The organism is Achromobacter sp. D10, from assembly GCF_035282245.1.
Classification (GTDB): domain Bacteria; phylum Pseudomonadota; class Gammaproteobacteria; order Burkholderiales; family Burkholderiaceae_B; genus Achromobacter; species Achromobacter insolitus.
Genome location: NZ_JAYJLE010000009.1, coordinates 1 through 18,578 on the forward strand (window position 1 = coordinate 1; position 18,578 = coordinate 18,578).

At 63.5% G+C, this 18,578-nt stretch carries 16 protein-coding genes; 8 read left to right on the forward strand and 8 right to left on the reverse strand.

Annotated features, from left to right (window positions below):
• Together VCS63_RS20880 and VCS63_RS20885 are read right to left on the reverse strand one after the other, a co-directional pair.
• Positions 1–3,189: ESPR-type extended signal peptide-containing protein (locus VCS63_RS20880; protein ID WP_323880930.1), on the reverse strand; the 3,189-nt coding region annotated here is incomplete at its 3' end.
• Positions 3,190–3,463: 274 nt separating this feature from the next.
• On the reverse strand, positions 3,464–3,703 hold the full coding sequence (locus tag VCS63_RS20885; protein ID WP_323880931.1) for a hypothetical protein: 240 nt from the start codon (positions 3,701–3,703) through the stop codon (positions 3,464–3,466).
• 317 nt (positions 3,704–4,020) lie between these two features.
• Between VCS63_RS20885 and VCS63_RS20890 the strand changes: the two genes are divergently transcribed.
• Positions 4,021–4,587: a hypothetical protein gene (locus VCS63_RS20890; protein WP_323880933.1), complete on the forward strand. Its 567-nt coding sequence runs from the start codon at positions 4,021–4,023 to the stop codon at positions 4,585–4,587.
• Here VCS63_RS20890 and VCS63_RS20895 read toward each other — a convergent pair.
• Positions 4,579–5,436, reverse strand: a complete 858-nt coding sequence (locus tag VCS63_RS20895; RefSeq protein WP_323880934.1) for an EAL domain-containing protein — start codon at positions 5,434–5,436, stop codon at positions 4,579–4,581. The genes VCS63_RS20890 and VCS63_RS20895 overlap by 9 nt on opposite strands.
• 260 nt (positions 5,437–5,696) lie before the next feature.
• On the opposite strand from VCS63_RS20895, the gene VCS63_RS20900 reads away from it, so the two are divergent.
• Positions 5,697–7,502 carry an ATP-binding protein gene (locus VCS63_RS20900; RefSeq protein ID WP_323880935.1) on the forward strand — a complete coding sequence of 602 codons (1,806 nt, stop codon included), beginning with the start codon at positions 5,697–5,699 and terminating at the stop codon, positions 7,500–7,502.
• A gap of 38 nt (positions 7,503–7,540) precedes the next feature.
• On the opposite strand, the gene VCS63_RS20905 is transcribed toward VCS63_RS20900, so the two are convergent.
• The 4 genes from VCS63_RS20905 to VCS63_RS20920 all read right to left on the reverse strand — a co-directional run bounded on the left by VCS63_RS20905 (position 7,541) and on the right by VCS63_RS20920 (position 12,528).
• The gene (locus VCS63_RS20905) at positions 7,541–8,170 is read right to left on the reverse strand and encodes an Hpt domain-containing protein (RefSeq protein ID WP_323880937.1); all 630 of its coding nucleotides are present in this window, start codon (positions 8,168–8,170) and stop codon (positions 7,541–7,543) included.
• A gap of 76 nt (positions 8,171–8,246) precedes the next feature.
• On the reverse strand, positions 8,247–8,879 hold the full coding sequence (locus VCS63_RS20910) for a response regulator transcription factor (protein WP_112966030.1): 633 nt from the start codon (positions 8,877–8,879) through the stop codon (positions 8,247–8,249).
• A gap of 57 nt (positions 8,880–8,936) precedes the next feature.
• Positions 8,937–11,390 carry a PAS domain-containing sensor histidine kinase gene (locus tag VCS63_RS20915; RefSeq protein WP_323880939.1) on the reverse strand — a complete coding sequence of 818 codons (2,454 nt, stop codon included), beginning with the start codon at positions 11,388–11,390 and terminating at the stop codon, positions 8,937–8,939.
• A 301-nt stretch (positions 11,391–11,691) separates the two neighbouring features.
• A complete protein-coding gene (locus VCS63_RS20920; RefSeq protein ID WP_042794597.1) occupies positions 11,692–12,528 on the reverse strand; it encodes an alpha/beta fold hydrolase in 837 nt (278 codons plus the stop codon).
• Between the two features lie 293 nt (positions 12,529–12,821).
• Between VCS63_RS20920 and VCS63_RS20925 the strand changes: the two genes are divergently transcribed.
• The 6 genes from VCS63_RS20925 to pdxK all read left to right on the forward strand — a co-directional run bounded on the left by VCS63_RS20925 (position 12,822) and on the right by pdxK (position 17,165).
• Complete coding sequence (locus VCS63_RS20925) at positions 12,822–13,787, forward strand: Bug family tripartite tricarboxylate transporter substrate binding protein (protein WP_063640955.1); 966 nt, start codon at positions 12,822–12,824, stop codon at positions 13,785–13,787.
• A gap of 2 nt (positions 13,788–13,789) precedes the next feature.
• On the forward strand, positions 13,790–14,431 hold the full coding sequence (locus VCS63_RS20930; protein ID WP_063640956.1) for a glutathione S-transferase family protein: 642 nt from the start codon (positions 13,790–13,792) through the stop codon (positions 14,429–14,431).
• 28 nt (positions 14,432–14,459) lie between these two features.
• On the forward strand, positions 14,460–15,242 hold the full coding sequence (locus VCS63_RS20935) for an aldolase (RefSeq protein ID WP_042794595.1): 783 nt from the start codon (positions 14,460–14,462) through the stop codon (positions 15,240–15,242).
• A gap of 90 nt (positions 15,243–15,332) precedes the next feature.
• Positions 15,333–15,887 carry a helix-turn-helix domain-containing protein gene (locus VCS63_RS20940; protein ID WP_042794594.1) on the forward strand — a complete coding sequence of 185 codons (555 nt, stop codon included), beginning with the start codon at positions 15,333–15,335 and terminating at the stop codon, positions 15,885–15,887.
• Between the two features lie 44 nt (positions 15,888–15,931).
• Positions 15,932–16,294 carry a cupin domain-containing protein gene (locus VCS63_RS20945; protein ID WP_042794593.1) on the forward strand — a complete coding sequence of 121 codons (363 nt, stop codon included), beginning with the start codon at positions 15,932–15,934 and terminating at the stop codon, positions 16,292–16,294.
• Positions 16,295–16,331: 37 nt separating this feature from the next.
• On the forward strand, positions 16,332–17,165 hold the full coding sequence (gene pdxK / locus VCS63_RS20950) for a pyridoxine/pyridoxal/pyridoxamine kinase (protein WP_323880941.1): 834 nt from the start codon (positions 16,332–16,334) through the stop codon (positions 17,163–17,165).
• 59 nt (positions 17,166–17,224) lie between these two features.
• On the opposite strand, the gene VCS63_RS20955 is transcribed toward pdxK, so the two are convergent.
• Entirely contained in the window at positions 17,225–18,517 is a 1,293-nt protein-coding gene (locus VCS63_RS20955; protein WP_149064046.1) for a phospholipase A, read from the reverse strand.
• Between the last annotated feature and the right edge of the window lie 61 nt (positions 18,518–18,578).

Below are 18,578 nucleotides of genomic sequence, written 5' to 3' on the forward strand. Positions count from 1 at the left end.
GGGACCGGTGCCGCCGTGCTTGGCGCTATAGGCGCCCGTGCCGCCGTTGGCGGTCGGGTCCCACAACAGGGCGTCGTTCTCCAGGCCGGTCACGCGGTTGTCCACGTTGGTGACGCGGTTGTCGACATTGGAGACCTGGGTGTTGGTCTCGTTCAGCTGCGACATGTTGACGGCATCGCTGTCGCCCACGCCGCGAGCGACGTTGGTGATCTTGGTGCCGCCGGTCTTGGTGACCGAGTTGTAGGTGTCACCCGTCATCGTCACGGAGTTGTGCGTGCTGTTGTCGTACTTGACGGCGTCGGCGGTCGCGTCGGTGGCAGCCTGCTTCAACTGCGCGACGTTGACGGCGTCGGTGTCCTCGGCGCCGGCCGACAGGCCGGTGATGCGACGGTTGCCCACGTTGACTTCACCGGTGGCGGTGCCGCCCACCAGGTAGGCCTGGTTGCCCAGCGTGGCGCCGGAGGCGCTGGAGCCTGCGCCCAGCGCGACGCTGCCGTCATGGGTGGCGACCGCGCCCATGCCGATGGCGACCGAGTCCTGGCCGATGGCCTGGGAGTCGGCGCCGGTGGAGTTGGCGTGGAAGTACTTGGTGCCTTTGTTGTAGATGTTCTCGACGCGGTTGCCGATGGTCGTCACATCGCCTTCCACGGTGGTGACGCGGTTGTCGATGGAGGCGACGTTGTCGTTGGTAGCCTTGAGCTGGCTGCCATTGACGGCGTCGGTGCTGGTGTCGCTGAGGTCCGCTGCGGCGACGTTGGTGATCTTGTTGGGACCGGTGCCGCCGTGATTGGCACTATAGGCACCCGTGCCGCCGTTGGCGGTCGGGTCCCACAACAGGGCGTCGTTCTCCAGGCCGGTCACGCGGTTGTCCACGTTGGTGACGCGGTTGTCGACATTGGAGACCTGGGTGTTGGTCTCGTTCAGCTGCGACATGTTGACGGCATCGCTGTCGCCCACGCCGCGAGCGACGTTGGTGATCTTGGTTCCACCAGTCTTGGTGACCGAGTTGTAGGTGTCGCCCGTCATCGTCACGGAGTTGTGCGTGCTGTTGTCGTACTTGACGGCGTCGGCGGTCGACGCCTTCAGTTGCGCGACGTTGACGGCATCCGTGTCTTCCGTGCCGGCGGCCAGGCCATTGATCTGCCGGGTCTTGCCGCTGGCGGCGTTGCCCAGGCTCAAGGCGCCCAGCGTGCTCTTCCAGGCGGCGCTGGCGTTGGTGGAAGCTATGCCCGTGCGAGGATCGTAGCCCGAGACGGAAGCGCCGGTCGTTGCCTGCGAGCCCGAGCCCAGCGCGATGCCGTCGCTGACCGAGGCCACCGCGCCATTACCCAGCGCAAGGGAGTTGGCTGCGGAAGTCGTCGCTCCGGTGCCGATGGCAATGGCGTTGAATGCGCCGGTCTGGGCTTTTGCCCCTTGACCTATCGCCGTCGAGCCGGTCGCCGAAGTCACGGCCTGATAGCCGATCGCTGTGGAATTGTCGCCAGCAGCATTGGCGGCGTTGCCCAAGGCTACCGCGCTGCCCTTGGACGCGTTGGCATTCAAACCCAAAGCCGTGCTCGAGGGTCCGCTTGCCGTCGCCTTGTGGCCGAACGCAGAAGCTGCGTCGCCGCTTGCCGTGGCATTAGCGCCTACCGCCGTGGAGTTCGCGTTCTTCGCTACGGAAGAAAAGCCGATGGCGACAGCATGGTCGTTGGAGGCGTTGGCATTCAATCCGATGGCGATCATGTCGGTATGGGCGACATTGGCGCTCGCCGCAGTCGCGTTATGACCGATGGCTACTGCGTCATTGTTCGAGGCCTTCGACAACTCACCCATTGCAAGGGCGCTCCGTCCGCTCGCGGTTGCGCCGACTCCGCCGGCCAGCGCGTTGATGCCGGTTGCTCCATCGTTGTTGTAGTTTCCGCCGGCAACGCCCGCATCGTTCACACTGTAGTAGTGCGTTTGAGAGTTGGAGACAGCGCCCTTCAACTGGGCGACGTTTACCGCATCGCTGTCGGCCGTGCCCCCGGCCACGCCGGTGATCTGGCGATACAGGCCGTTCGTGGAGTCTCCTACCGAAACAGCGCCGCTTGTGCTCGTCGTCGCAGTGATGGAACTGGCTTGAGTCGCAGATGCACTGGGCGGAACAAACGGCGCGGCAGCGGCGGCCGTACTCGACACCGAATCGTTACCCAGGGCGACGCCGCCGGGCACTGTAACGCTTGCTCCAGGACCGGCCGCCAGGGACTTGTAGCCTGAGGCAGAAGCGCTGGTGCCAATGGCGATGGCGTATGTGTCGGTGGCGCTGGCGTCCTTGCCCATGGCCACCGAACCTTCGGCGCTTGCATTGGCGTGGGGACCGACGGCGGTGGCAGAGTAAGCTCCCGCCGAGGAAAAGTAGCCCACTGCGGAAGAGGAAGTGCCGGTCGCCTGGGCGCCTTCGCCTACGGCCGTGGCGTTACTGTCCGCCACGGCTACCGCACCTAAGGCTGTGCCATAGTAGGCGGCACGCGCACCAAGTCCGATGGCGGTCGATCCTTCTCCATTGGCGTTGGTGCCCCGTCCGACGGCGGTGCTCCAGAAGCCGGATCCTAAAGAGCCGTCGCCTATGGCGACGGCGGATACATTGGTGGCTTGCGCCGCCGATCCCAAGGCAATTGAATTGATGCCGGACGCATACGCGCTTTCGCCAAATGCGGAAGATTGGCCACCGACGGCCCGCGCTCCCGTTCCTACGGCCACGTCATAGGCGAGCTCGGCAACGCTTTGGAATCCCAACGCGGTGCTGCCATAGCCGGATGACCGGGCCTGCGTGCCGATGGCGATGCTGAACTCTCCAGATGCCATGGGAGACGCGGTAGGGTCACCGCTATTCGAGAACGACAGAGATCCAATCGCAATGCTGCTTCCACCGGAAGCAGTGGCGCCGTGGCCGACCGCGACGTCTTCATCGCCAGATGCGGTGGCGGCGATGCCTGCGGCCAACGCGTTGGTGCCAGTGGCGCCGTCGTTCGCGTAGTTCGCCGCCGGCGTGCCGCCGTCATTGACGCCGTAGTAATGTGTTTGGGCGGACGCTGCCGATGCGACGAGCGCGCCCGCGATGGCGATGAGTGCACGTGACGAGCGCTTCTTCTTGCCCTTCGCCAGTTCGGACGCCACGACCCATTTTCCGGTGGCCTCGTTAAATATGCACTTATAGACCTTGTTCATGATCAACTCTCAGTACAGTGGACAAGCAAAATAAAAATGCGTGCTCTCGTCTTTGCATCGGGCGCTAATGCACGGTCTTTCGCGCCTTGATACAAGGATGAAGCGGTCCAGGAATCCTGAGGTTGGGAAATGGGCGAATGCGGATACGGAAAATTCCGAACGTGCCCAGTGACACTATGACGGTGGTACCTGTGCGCCCAGGTTCGCCGGCGCGTCAGCCCCGCGTGCGGGGGCGGCGTTTGGGGCGGCGGCTGAGCTTTCCAAGACGGCGTGGCTATTCGTCTTCACGGCGATAGGCGGCCGCAAGCATTTCCGCCTTCAGCAGCAGGTCCGGCCCCACGCGTAGCGCTTTTGCCAAAGGGCCGACGGTCCATTCGCACAAGGCCACCTCTCCACTGTCCAATGCCAGCAAGGTGGGAAGGCGCAGATTGGTGCGCGCCTGTGTCGATGCCATGGATAGCCCGCGATGGGTACGCCAGGCGCGCATCGCGCTGACGCGGTGCGTGTCTATCAAGGCCTGCACCGGCTCCGGAAGGTATATCTCGTGCCTGGGTAAGGGGTGAGGCGACTCCGACGTCAGCACATTGAGTCGACGTGTGGGCTGCGGCGGGATGTAAGTACTTTGGGCGCGTCTGATCGGCCGGGCAGGCGTGAATAGCATCATGGTCTCGGAAGAGGCATCCATCGGGCACGGCCACGAGGATTTGCAGGCAGGGGGAGCCGCCGCCGGTCATCGTCGGTGTGTCTCCATGTGCGTAAAAGAATGCATGGGTTGCATCAATCCGAAAACGGGAAAATTCCGCAAGTCGCCCAGGAAATTTCCGAACGTGAGTGTCGACGCGCGAGGGAAAGCCTCGGGCGACTAAGAACTTTCCACAAAACATGAGGAAATTTCCACAGCAGGATGCGACGCGAGTTGTTGCAGACTTCAACGAGGCCGGATGCGGTGTCTGGCAGCCTGCCAAGGCGGCGATGGAAGGAGCTGATCAGATGATGGCGCGCGCATTGATAATCTCGGACAGGCTGTCCACCTACGACTCCTTTCGGCGGACGCTGAACCAGTATCCGGAGCTATCGATATGGGTACTGGATGCGTCCGACCTGCGCTTTTTTGAGCTGGAAAAGCATGCTGACGCGCCAGAGCTTGTCATCCTGGACGTGTTGGCCAGTCCAACCAAATGCCTGGCCGCGACGGCGAGAGTGCGGGCCTTGTTTCCCGGGGCAAAAATCGCGGTCAGGGCGCTTGCCTTATGGGAGCGATTCCTGCCGCTGATTCTGCAGGCGGGCGCCCATGGCATTATCGATGGATACACCTATCACAGCAGGCATGCGATGTCGATGTTGATAGATTCGATGATGGCGGGGAACATCATCTACCGAGCCCGCGGTTCAGACTGAACTTGCCGCGGCGTCCAATCCGTTGCTTTCGCCAGGAAGGTGGCTGCGTTGGCCGCGCCGAGCCCGCGGAAGCGTCAGGAGCGCTTCCAGGGACATGGGGCGGCCGAGGTAGTAGCCCTGCCCGTGGCGGCAGCCTAGCTGGTATAGCGCGCGCAGTTCGGTTTCCGTGGAAATGCCTTCCGCCACGACGCGCCAACCCATTTCCTTGGCCAGGCACAACGCGAAGCGTACCGACTGGCGGGCAATGGGGTTGTCCCCGATTTGAGCGGCGAATACGCGATCCAGCTTCAGCTCGTCTATGTCCAGATCGAGAAGCAGGTCCAGATTGGCATAACCCACCCCGAAATCGTCAATGCTGACTTTGAAGCCGCATTGCCTCAAGCGGCTCACTGCGGCCTTGAGTGCCTTGATGTCCGTGACGGGCGCATCTTCGGTCAGTTCGACCTTGACCAGCGCCGGGGCGACGCGTCTGCGCAATGCCGTTGATCTCAGGAATTCGATGTTTTCCTGCGTCGACAGGGTCGCGGCGCAGGCATTGATGGCCAGCGGCAATGGTTTGCCCGCGAGAGTCAGCGCGGCGCTGGCCGCCAGCGCAAGTTCCGCCACGCGCCTGAACAGGGGGCCTTGCAGGCCCAGGCCCAGAATCCCGCCAATGAAGCGGCCCGCGGGCAGTACGCCCCAGACGGGATGATTCCAGCGAGCAAGCGCTTCCGCGGACTCGATACGGCCTGTCTTCAGATTCACTTGCGGCTGGAACACGAGCTGGAGCTGCGAAGGATCCCGCAGCATTTCAACGACTTCGTGCTCATGGAACTGAATGAGCTGAGCCGAATTTTCCTGGCACCTCATGGCGCGAGCTTCCTGGTTATGGTCCAGACAACATGCTTGCAAGGCTAGCAACTCCGGTACGCGCGAAGCGTAGGAAATTTCACATTTGGAAGTTGCCTCGACCGTAGGAAATTTCCGCGGAAGGTTCCGAATTTTCGACAGTCCGGGGTGCTGAAGAACCCTTAGATTGCGTCCGTGCGCAAGCCATTCTCTGGTGCCCCGTCATGGATCCGGCCTCACTTGTTCGTTCCTGTCGTCCTACTTCCAGCATACGGTTGCGATTGGGCCGCAACACGACGTCGTGCGCCACAGCCGCATTCGGCGTCGCAGTGGCTGGGTTTCCCGGTTTCTCCGAGCCCATTGCCGACCTGTGGGCGAAGCTCGCATCCCTGGCCTGTGTCATGGGGGTTGTCGCGGCGTTGCTGGCATTGATCCTGCTAGCCCGCAAGAGCCGGCAGCATCTGCGCTCCGAAGAGCGCTTGAAGGACTTGCTGGCGTTTCAGACGGGGGTGCTCGATGCCATTCCGCAGCCTATCGTGCTGCGGGACAAGGACCTTAACCTGCTTGCGTGCAATAGCGCATATGAGAAGCTCCTGAAGCGGTCGCGGGCATCGCTGAGAAATACCTCGGTCAGTCGGGCTGCGCAGATGTTGGTCTGCGATCTGGAATTGGCTCAGATAGAAAAGGATTACCGCGAAGTCATGGCGACGGGCATCGCATTGAGCACGGACCGCGAGTTCCACGTGCACGGCCGGGAAATGACGGTGCAGCACTGGATGGAGCCCCTGCGCAATGCTCGCGGCGCGGTGACTGGCGTGGTGGCTGGGTGGATGGACATTACCCACCGCCAGCGAGTCCTGAAGGAATTGGCAATCGCCAAAGACCGGGCGGAGGGAGCCGACAGGGCCAAGACCACTTTTCTCGCTTCCGTCAGCCATGAGATTCGCACGCCCATGAATGCGATCATGGGAGTGCTGGAACTGACGCTGTCTCACCCGGACTTGCCGAGCCAGGACCGGACGCAGTTGGGCACGGCCTACAACGCATCCAAATCTCTGCTTACCCTGATAGACGACCTGCTCGACCTGTCCAAGATGGAGGCTGGCAAGTTCCAGTTGTCTCCCAGACCCACCGAGCTTGTCGAGCTGGTTGAAGAGGTAGTGAACGTATTCCGACCCATCGCGGAAGGTAAGGGCCTGGACCTTGTCCTGACCGTCGATATGCCAGAGGGCAGCACAGGCGCCTACTATGTGGACCCCTTGCGGCTCAAGCAGGTCATGAATAACTTCGTGTCGAATGCGATCCGGTTCACGAGCCATGGCGTGGTCCGGGTGCACGTGCAGGCCGATGCGCGGGAAGAAGACCTCCAGTGGGTTTCGTTGAAGGTCGTCGACACCGGCGTGGGCATTCCTGCCCAGGCGCTGGGCACGTTGCTGCAACCTTTCGTCCAGGTCGCCGAAACCCTGCCGAGGTTGGACCGTGGGACGGGACTTGGACTTTCCATATGCGACAGGCTGGTCCGGAAGATGGGCGGCCAGATTGTCATAGAAAGCGAACTTGGCATGGGCACGAGCATCACCGCACGCGTGCCGCTGCGTATCGCTCCACCACTTGCGGAGCAGCCTGCGCGCCCTGAAGTGTTCGAACTGACGGCACCCGCGGGCGTGGCGCTGAATGTGCTGGTGGTGGATGATCAGCCTTCCAATGTGCTGCTGTTGCAGCGTCAGTTGCAGAAACTGGGGCATCGGGTTGCCTGCGCCTGCAACGGTGCCGAGGCGCTCAAGCTGGTGGAGGAGCAGCGTTTCGACGTTGTGGTTTGCGACTGCGCCATGCCCGTGATGGACGGCTATGCCTTTGCTCGCACGCTGCGGCAACGTGGCGATGCGAGCGCTACATTGCCGATCCTGGGTTACACCGCAGGCGCCCACGAGGCGGAGATCGAGCGGGCCAAGGCGGCGGGCATGGACCAGATTCTGATCAAGCCAGTGAGCTTGGGCTCGTTGGGGCGCGCGATCGATGAGGTTGTGCGCCTGACTCCGAATAGCCGGGACGACGGCCCGGGAGCAGGCGTCAGCGCCGAGGTTTGAGATTGCCAGCCAAGCGCGGCAGAGCGGCAAGCTGGAGATCAGCGCGCCTGCTGCAGGCGATGCAGCTGGTCGCAGAGCCGTTGCAGCGAAGGTTCAAACAGGGTGTTAAGCCGCTCTACCTGTGCGCCGTCGCCATTCCGGGTGACGGCCTCGACATGTTCACAGAGCTGGGTCAGCGACGCGCAACCGGCCAGCCGCGCCGTGCCCTTGATGCGGTGCGCCAGCGTGCCGGCGCCAGTCCAGTCCTGGTCCGCGCAGCGCACGCGATAGGCAGCCAGGTCGGCGAGCCCGGTGTCGGTCAGGCTGTCGATCAGCTCGGCCACCACGGCGGAGTCACCGTCAACCAGACCGTGGAGCACACTGGGAATGGCCGCGCATTCGGAATCCTCCGGCAAGCAATAGCCGGCGTTCAGTAGGGCTTGCAGGAGGTCGGACTCGGTGGTGGAGCTTGCGGGGTGCGATTCGATGTCGGGGATGGCGTTGCCCCGGGGCGAAATGCGAAGGTGTATTGGCGCGGCCCTGACCGCTGCGGGCACCCTAGCCGCTGACGCCCGAGGCAAGCCCAGGTCCCATACGACCACGCGGGGCGAGGCAGGGTAGCCGGACAACTCCGTCGAGTCCGAGCAAGTATCGACCACTAAGCCCAGTCCTTCCAGGCGGGTACTCAATTCGTGCAACCTTGCTGGATCAGGTCCGAGAACGAGGGCGAGATTCATCCCATACTTCCTGAGACAACCACGGTATTCAGTGGGAAATTCCGCACTGGCGGGCGAAGTCGATCAATTCAAGCAGTGTTTGTACCTTCAGTTTTTCCATGATGCGCGTCTTGTGCGTGCTGACGGTTTTGTTGCTGATGAAAAGCGCTTCGCCGATTTCCTTGTTGGACATACCGCGCGCCAGCATTTGCATGATGACGATCTCCTTGTCCGACAGGCGGCTCAGGCGGTCCACGTTATCCGTTGCGCCAGGCTGGCGTGAAGTGTGTTGCACCTCGGTGTTCGGAAACACGGTGTAGCCTGCCAGGACGGCTTCGACGCAGCGAAGAATCTCGGATATCTCTTGCGATTTGCTGACATAGCCGTTGGCGCCGGCAAGCTTCACGCGAGGCGCAAAAACGGACTGGTCCTGTCCCGACACCACCAGGATGCGGATGTCCGGCTGGATCGATTTGATGCGCGGAATCACGTCCAGTCCATTGATCTTCGGGATGTCTATGTCCAGGATGACCAGGCCGGGGTGGCTGTCCTTGACGGTCTGTATCGTGGACTGGCCATTGTCGGCTTCCAGTATGCCTGTCACGCCCAGCACCTGCGTCAGGTGCGTCTTCAAGACGAGGCGCAAAGAAGGGTGGTCGTCTACGACGAGTACAGTGGTCAAGTGCGACTCCGTTCGGTAAGGGGCTGGTGTCGAAAAGGCCGGATCGTCCGGCCCGGGTCAGCGGGATTCATTGGTCCACCTCCCTATGCACTCGCGCAGCGTGGAAAGGTTGACGGGCTTGACCAGGAAGTCATTGAGCCCAGCTTGCCGCAGGCGCTCCACGTATTCGCTCTGGACGTCGGCGCTCAAGCCGACAACGGGCAGGGCGCGGATGCGGGCATCTTCGTGGTCGCGAACGCGACGGGTCAGTTCAAAGCCGTCCATGTCGGGCATATGGCAATCCGTCAGCATCAACGCATATTGCACACGTTCCAGCTGATTCAACGCCTGCCTGCCGTCTGCGACCACATCCGTAGGCCAACCTAGCTTGTCCACCATGTTTCGAATCACTATCTGATAAGGCAAATGATCTTCTACGATCAGTATCCGCCTCGTTTCTGGATCGGCGGCATTTTCCCGTAGCGTGACAGAGGGTTTGGTAACAGGATGCTCCGTCTGCAACGCGCCAAGACAGGCCTGCAATAGTTCGCCAAATCGCACGGGCCCGCCTGCGACGACGAGCGCCGGCGGCGTTCCTGGCGGCAGGTTTTCGGGCGAATATCCGTCGGGGGCGAAATACAGGGTGGCGGGCAGCGGAGCCGGCCCCGGCTGCGGCAATTCGACGATGTGGAGATCGGACGGACTGGGAGGCTCGACCGGCCGCATGCCCAGCGCTTGGGCATATGCCTGGAGGGCCGCGTCGTCCGCCGCGCGGTGCACGTCTATGCGGATGCGCTTGCCCGTCAATATGGAATCTGGCGGGGTGAGCCGCAGTACATGCAGGGGCAAGGTGACGTCGAAGCGGCTGCCGACGCCTTCAGTGCTTTGCACCTGGATGCTCCCACCCATCAGCCGGCTCAGGCGCGAACAGATGGCCAGCCCCAGCCCGCTGCCTCCATATTGGCGCACTGTCGATGCATCCGCCTGCGAAAAGGGGCGGAACAGGCGGCTCTGCGCTTCGGCTGAAATCCCGATGCCGGTATCGGACACCGAAACGAGGATAGTCTGGACGGACGCGCCGGCCGCAGGGGCGTTGGGTGCCGCCTTCACGGTGACATTGATCCCGCCGCTTACGGTGAACTTGATCGCATTGCCGATCAGGTTCAAGAGGATCTGCTTCACGCGTACGGGGTCGCCCTGGTACTGCGCGGCCACCTCGGGCGCGACACACACGTCCAGCGTCAAACCCTTCTCCCGCGCCTTGGCCGAGAAGATGTGGGTCACCTGGTCCAGGACGTCCCGCACGCTGTACGGTATCGATTCCACCGGCACGGGCCCGTCCTCCAGGCGCGAGAAGTCGAGGATATCGCCGAGAATTTCGATCAGGAGCCGGGAAGCACTGTCCGCCAGATCGACCTGTTGGCGCTGGTAGTCGTCCATGGGGGTGTCGCGCAACAGCTCCAGCGCGCCCAGCGTCGTTGCCAATGGCGTGCGGATTTCGTGGCTCATCGCGGCAAGAAAGCGGGACTTGGCCTGGGCGTTTGCATCGGCTTCGGCCTTGGCGCGACTGAGCGCTTCCGCATCACGATGCTCTTGCGTGACGTCCATCAGATACCCATTCCAGAGGACCGAACCGTCCGGCAGGCGCCGGGGCAGGGCGGTGCCGATCCTTACCCATCCGTCGTCGTTCGCGCGGTGCGTTTCCAGGTCGATCTGTATCGGTCCACCGCTATCGCGGGATGCGTCCGCCGCTGCGCGGGCTGCCGGCCAGTAGGCTTCCAGAACGCTGGGCAGGTTTCCCCCGCTGGACCGTTCGAGGATTTCGCGAGACGACTGGCGCAGGAACTTCTCTGTTTGCCCCACCAGATACGGGACCCAGCGATGGCCTCTGGGCTCCTCCCGGATCCGAAAAAACGCCATGGGCAGGGTTTGCGTCAAGTCTTCCACGGTGTCTTTGATTTCGCGGGCTTCGCGTTCTGCTGCAAGGCGCGCGCTGACATCGACCAGGGCGACCAGGGCCCCGCGAGGAGTGCCGTCATCGCCGTGAAAGGGCTGTACGATCAACATGCCCTCAATGGCCCGCCCGTTGGCGGCGCGCACCTCGATGACCTCGGTGATTGCCTGGTCCGCCACGACACATTGGGGAGCGAACGCTTCTAATTGGGCACCCAGCGACCCGGCGACGCCTTGCAGGGATCCAGCCTTTGCTCCAATCAGCCGGCTGCGGTCCAGCCCCACCATTTCCTCGAAAGCCTGGTTCACACTCAGATAGCGGTTCATTCCATCCAAGGCGGCGATCAGCGTGGGGGTGGCGTCCAACAGACGCGCCTGCATCTTGTGGGATGCCCGGGCCTCCTGGATATCGGCGCGCAGGCGCCGCGCTTCGGCCCGCACCCCCCGCGCGGAATGCAGCAAGACCAGTATGGCGGCGAAAAGCAAGAGGGCGATGCCGCTCAGGAACGCTTCCATATAGGTCGACATGGACTTCGGGTTCTCCGAAAGGGAGCCGGCCTGTTGCCCGCTGCCGCCCACGGGTTTGCAAGCCCTGCGAATTGTGTCACTACATCACCAAGGTGCAATATTTGCACAAGGATTGTGTAACAACAATTGTCCGGTGGGGCTGCGGCTTGAAAGCGGCCCATTTCCAGGGCACGGATCCGTGCCTGGCCGACCTGGGCAGCGTCACGGTATACGACCTTACCAGCGCGCTGAAAGGTTAGGTGATCTCCACGGAGCAGGCCGGGCGACCGATCGAGTTTTGGGCGTGCGCGTGATGTAGAGGTACAGGCGCCGCCGGCGGGATGCGCCGGGCGGAGAGCCCGGCGCGCCGAGTTCATCCGCGGATGAACTTCAGAAGGTCTGCGTTCACGACATCAGCGTTCACGGTGAGCATTCCGTGCGAGAAGCCAGGATAGATAATCAATGTGCTGTTTCGCAGAAGCTTGTCTTGCATGATGGCCGCGCATTGATAGGGAACGATCTGATCGTCATCGCCCTGCATCACCAGGGTCGGGACGGTGATCGCCTTCAAATCCTCGGTCTGGTCGGTTTCGGAGAAGGCTTTGATGCCTTCGTAATGCGCCTTGGCGCTGCCCATCATGCCTTGACGCCACCAATTCTCGATCACGCCTTGCGATGGCTGGGCGCCGGAACGGTTGTACCCGTAGAAAGGGCCTGCCGGTACATCGCGGAAGAACTGTGCCCGGTTCGCCGCGAGCGCGGCGCGAAATCCGTCGAACACCTCAAGCGGCGTGCCGTTCGGGTTGGCGTCGGTCTTGACCATCAGAGGCGGCACGGCGCTGACGAGAACGGCCTTGGCGACACGCCCTTGCGGCTGGCCGTGCTGCGCGACGTAGCGGGCGACTTGGCCGCCACCGGTCGAGTGACCGATATGGATAGCATTGCGGAGGTCGAGATGTTCGGCGACCGCCGAGGCATCGGCGGCATAGTGGTCCATGTCGTGGCCTTCGCTGACCTGCGATGAGCGGCCATGCCCGCGTCGATCGTGGGCGACGACGCGGAAGCCTTCCTTGAGGAAGAACAGCATCTGGTTGTCCCAGTCATCGGCGCTGAGCGGCCAGCCATGATGAAAATGAATAGGCTGCGCGTCTTTGGGGCCCCAATCCTTGTAAAAGATCTCGGTTCCATCCTTCGTAGTTACGTATGCCATGGTGTCGTTTCCTTTCTTGGCTGGGCAACCGGGCAAGGTGGACTCTTGCGGAATGCAGAGTCTGCAACGATCGCGTCAAACACGATATCACCTGCGCATTCTCGTGATGGTGTCGAATCGCAAGAGGGTTCCTTACTCCAAGGCGATCGAGCAGCTGGCAGACGACAGAGGCGAGCTTTATTCCTCGTACTAAGGGTTTTCCCTCAACCTATTTCCTCTTGCGGAAAATCAATATCCTATAGGACACTTCGTGTCATGATGGTGCCGATCGGCGGCGCCCGTAGGGGGATGACATGAAGATTTCGGGAATTGCCGGCTCGCTGGCATTGGTTGCCGCGATGGCGGGAAGTGGCGCACAGGCGGCGTATCCGGACCGGCCGATACGGCTGGTGGTGCCTTTTGGCGCGGGCGGGATCACGGACATCGTGGCGCGCCAGGTGGGCAAGGGCATGGGCGACGTGCTGGGGCAGGGTATCGTGATCGAGAACCGGCCGGGCGCGGGCGGCGTGATTGCGGCGCAGGTGGCGGCGACCGCGCCGGCCGACGGCTATACGATCTTCATGGGCACGGTGGGCACGCAAGTGGTCAACCCGCTGATCTACAGCAAGCTCAGCTACGACGCGGACAAGTTCGCGCCGGTAGGCATGGTGTCGGGGTCGCCGTATCTGCTGGCGGTTCGGGCGGGCGTGCCGGCGAAGACGTTCGGGGAGTTCGTGGCTTACGCCAAGGCCAACCCGGCCAAGCTGAATTTCGGTTCGGCGGGCAACGCGAGTTCGCCGCATCTGGGTCTGGAGTTGCTGAAGCTGACGGCAGGGTTGGACATCGTGCACGTGCCGTTCAAGAGCGGCAGCGAGGCCGTCAACGCCGCCATCGGCGAGCAGGTCGACGTGGTGATGGATGCCAGTCCCGTGATCATGCCGCATGCGGCATCGGGCAAACTGCGTGCCCTGACGGTGGCTGCCGACAAGCGCCTGCCTTCGGCGCCGGACGTCCCCGCCAGCAGCGAGGTGGGCGATGCGGCGCTGCAGATCAGTTCGTGGAACGCGTTCTTCGCGCCTGCGGGCACGCCGCCTGAAGTGCTGGAAAAGCTGAATGCGGCGCTGCAGAAGACTCTGGCCTCGCCGGAATTGAAGGAACGGCTCGCATCCCAGGGGACGCAGCTGTACACGGGCAAGCCGGATGAGTATCAGCGCTTCATCGCCGGCGAGAAAGCCAAGTGGACCGAGATTGTGAAGCGCGCCAACATCAAGATGGATTGACGATGAACCAGATACCGCATCCTCTCGCGGGCAAGCCGCTGGAACTGGCAGATACGCTGCGTTCGGGCAATGCCTGGAAGATCCGGCTGGCCTGCGGTTACATGGGCCTTGCCGTGACGCGGCGCACTTTCGATATCGTGCAGGGTGACCTGGAGACCGAGGCGTTTGCGCGCATCAATCCATGGCGGCAGGTGCCTGCCCTCTTGACGCCGGAGGGCCAGTGGCTGGCCGAGTCTCAAGCCATCCTCTGGTATCTGGGAATGGGCACGCCCTGGCTGCCCGCCGGCCGCCTGGAGCAGGCACAGGTCAGCAGTTGGCTGAGCTTCGAGCAGACCCAGCATATGCACGCCTTCGCGCAGCCGCGGCTGCTGATCCACTTGCGCCGCACGGCGCAGGTTGACGATCCCGCCATGCGGGCGTGGCGCGAGATCGGCATGAAGGCGGCGGCGCTGATGGACGCGCATCTGGCTGGACGCAGCTATCTGGTGGGAACCACGCCAACCATCGCCGACATCGCGCTGTATCCATACACGAGCATGGCGGCCGAGGGCGGCTACGACCTGTCCGGCTTTGCCCACATCAACGCCTGGCTGGCGCGCATGCGCGCCTTGCCCGGTTTTACGCCGCTGATTGAAGCGGCATGACACAGACACAATCTTGGGAGTGACCACAATGGCCGATACGATGCACCTGGGCAAGGACGAACTGATCGCGCGGGCGAAAGCCGAAATGCAGCGCCAATTCGAGACGCCGGAATGGAGCTTGCGCGAACGCCTGGCGCTGACCTGCCGCATCCTCTTCGACGGGGGGCATGATTCCGGGCTGGCCGGGCAGATCACGGCCCGCGCGCCGGAACCGGACCGCTACTTCACGCAACGCCTGGGACTGGGCTTTGACGAGATCACGGCCAGCAACCTGTTGCTGGTGGACGAGGACCTGCGCGTGCAGGAAGGCGGTGGCATGCCGAATCCGGCCAATCGCTTCCATTCGTGGATCTATCGCGCGCGTCCCGACGTGAACTGCATCATCCATACCCATCCGCTGCACGCCGCGTCGCTGTCGATGCTGGAGGTGCCGCTGGAAATCTCTCATATGGACAACTGCCCGCTGTATGACGATGTGGCTTTCCTGAAGGACTGGCCCGGCGTGCCGGTGGGCAACGAGGAAGGCGAGATCATTTCCGCTGCGTTGGGCTCCAAGCGTGCCATCCTGCTGTCGCACCACGGCATGTTGATCGCGGCGGGGTCGGTGGAAGAGGCCTGCGTGCTGGCCCTGCAGTTCGAGCGGGCCGCGCGCATGCAATTGCTGGCCATGGCCGCCGGCAAGATCCAGCCCATCCCCCCGGCGCTGGGCCGCGAGGCGCATGACTGGATCCTGACGCCCAAGCGCTCGCAGGTCGGTTTTTCGTATTACGCGCGGCGCGCACTGCGGGCGCACCCCGACGTGCTGGCTTGAGGGAGGCAGGGCGCGGGGCCGGCTCGACGGCGGAGCCGGATTAGGGCATGCTTACCGGTCGTATTCCGCGACCGTATCGCAACCCCGCCCATGATAGACCTGCCGCACCGCCTGCGCGCCTTGCGCCGCCAGCAAACCTTGTCCCTGGAACAGCTGGCGCAGCGCACGGGCCTGACCAAAAGCTACCTCTCCAAACTGGAGCGGGGCTTGAGCGAACCCTCCATTTCCACCGTGCTGCGGCTGGCGGAAGCCTACGGCCTGGGGGTCTCGGAACTGGTGGGCTCGGATGACGCCGCGCAAGAAGAAGTGGTCAGCGTGGTCAGGGTGGCGGACCGCGAAGCGCTGCAACGCCGGGGCCTGGGCAGCGAGTATCACTACGAGTCGCTGGCCGGGCGCCGCAAGGTCAAGGCGATGGAGCCCTTTGTGGTGCATCCGCCTCGCGATTTTCCCGACGCGACCGCGGTGTTTCCGCACCCCGGCGAGGAATTCCTGTTGGTGCTCAAAGGCGCCATCGAAGTCCAGGTGGGCGAACGTCAATTCCGCCTGGAAACCGGGGATTCCGTCTATTTCGATTCCGAACTGCCGCACCGCATGCGCACCGTCAGCCGGGCCATGGCCGAAGTGCTGGTGGTGGCCGCGCACTGAGCGCGACGCCGGACTCATCCCTCTATCCGCATACAGGAACTGCCATGAAGAATGATCAATCGCGGCTCGTCCGCATCGACGCCGGTCCCATGAAGAATCCCGTGCCCGGCAAGCCGCGCCGCCCGATTTCAGGCGATGCCGCGTTCCGCACCGTGACCGCCTTTGAAGGCAATGGCGGGAAGGCCGAGGCTGGCGTGTGGGAAAGCACGGCTGGCGTGTTCCAGTCCAACACCACGGGCTATATCGAATTCGGCTACATCGTCGAGGGCTCGGCGCGCCTGGTCGATCCGGACGGCACCGTGCACGAACTGACCGTGGGCGAGGCCTTCGTCATGCCCGAAGGCTATACCGGACGCTGGGAAGTGGACCAGTTCGTCAAGAAGATCTATTTCATCACCCGCATGTAGGCTGGCGCGAGCCGCGGTCCTCCAGGAGCAAAGCCCCATGAGCGCAATCCCCGCCGTTACCGCGCAGATGGATATCGTTTCCGTCCAATCCCAGGTTGTGTATGGCTGCGTCGGCAACAACGCCGCCATGCCGGTTTTCCGCAAAGCGGGCCTGCGCGCGATCGCGGTGCCTACGGTCATCCTGAGCAACACGCCCCACTATCCGACCTTGCACGGCGGCGCGGTGCCGCTGGATTGGTTCGAAGGGCTGTTGCAAGGCCTGGACGAGCGTGGCGTTACCCGCAGGGCGCGCGCGGTGGTCTGCGGTTACCTGGGCCAGCCCGGGCAGGCCGGGCTGCTGGCCCGCTGGCTGCCGGCGCTGCGAGCCTCGCGCCCGGACCTGAAAGTGCACATCGATCCCGTCATGGGCGACCGCAACGACGGCCTGTACGTGAACGAGGGGTTGGTCCAACAGTACCGCGATCTGCTGGTGCCTTTGGCCGACGGCATGACGCCGAACCACTTCGAACTGGAACTGCTGGTAGGAAGAGCCTTGTCGTCGATCGAAGAAGTGGTGGCCGCCGCCCGCGAGTTGATTGCGCGCGGTCCGGACTGGATCGTGGTGACCAGCGCCGCGCCCATGGCCGCGGCAGCCGGCACGTTGCAATTGGCGGTCGTGACGCGGGATGAGGCCACGGTCGTGACGCACCCGGAGATCGCCATCCCGCCTTCGGTGCATGGCACGGGCGACGTGTTCATGGCCGGCGTGACGGCGCGGCTGTTGACGGGGCAGTATCTGGTCGAAGCAGTGCGTTCGGCCGCGGCCCAGGTCACGGCGGCGCTGGAACGCACGCGCGAGCTGGGCTGGGAAGAATTGGCGGTGGAAGGCTAGGGGCGGGACTTGCCGCCCCTTATGCCTGAGGCAGGCCCTGAAGGCAGGCCCGGTGGGTCTTAGGGCACCAGCGACAGGCCGACCCGGAACTGCGATTCGTTGCGCTGGTTGTAGCCGAGCAGCGTTTCGCCGTAGCCGTTGAAGTATTGCAGATGCAGATAGCCGTTCATGTTCAGCCACGTGCGTTGCAGCGGCCACGCGAAATCCAGCTGGGTGGTGCGGCGCTTCTGGTCGCCCTGGCGGTACATGGCGGACACGACTGCGCCATTATCCTGCGCCCAGCGCAATTGCCAGTCGACGTGGCCGGCGTAGTCGGAGTAATCGCTGTTCTCGCTGGCGACGCCGAAGTAGGCCTTGACCCTGGGGGCGAAGGTGAGCGTGCTGCCGCCGTCGAAACGGTAATGGAAGCGCGGCTCGATGTAGCCGTCATTGAGCGAGCGCGAATCCGCGCCGTCCTTGCCGTTGGAGTTGTGTTCCACGCCGGTGTTCATGCCGAAGCGCCAGTTCTGGTTGGCGGACGTCCAGATATTGTCGGACAGCCAGAAGGCGCTGGGATTGAACGTGGTGTCGATGAAGGGCATGGAATCGCCCTGCAGGTCCCATAGCGAGGTCTGCGTATACGCCAGGTAGAAGTTTTCGTCCCAGGTCGCCGGGCGGTCGCCTGCGGGGCTGAAAAGGCGGTACTTGGCGCTGATCTGGAAGCGGGCGGTCGTCTGCCCGCGGGTGCCGATGTCGAAGTACACCGGCTTGTATTCTGAGATCGAGCTGCGGAAGCGGTCGAACGCGGTCTGCTGCTGTACGGTTGGCACGGCGGAGGCCTCGGGCGAGGGGCCGCCTTCGGGCGAAGCGCCGACGGCGGCCACGGCGGCGGCTGGCACGGGCTGGCCGCTGGCGGCATCCACAACCGGGCCCTGCGCGGGCGTGCTGGCCAGCGTGCCGCTGTCGCGTCCGGTGGCGTCCAGCGCCATCATGGCAGGCTGCCCTTCGATGGACACAGCCTGGAGGCCCTTGGCCGTGGCGGGTACGACGGCGGTCCAGGCCATGCGCGCGAAGTTGTTGACCGGCACGCTGAAGCTGGCGGGGCCGCCACGCAACTTGGCCAGGCTGCGCACGATCTGGCCGTCCTGGCCGCGCCATTGCAGCACCAGTTCCGGCGGCGCTTCCCAATTGGAGCGGGCGGTGCCTTCATTGAAGTACACCGCTTCGATCGTGACGGTTTCGCCGGGGGCGGCCGAGGGGCGATCGAGCCGGTATGACACGCCCGCGGTGGCTGCGCCAGCCAGGCCCGTGGCCAGGGCGGCGGCAAGGGTGCGCAAGAGGAGGGCGGAACGTGCAGGACGGCTTGTGGTCATCGGGTCTTAACAGGGTTTTGTGACCAGGAAATGTAGCATCGACCCCCGCAACAGTTTGTAA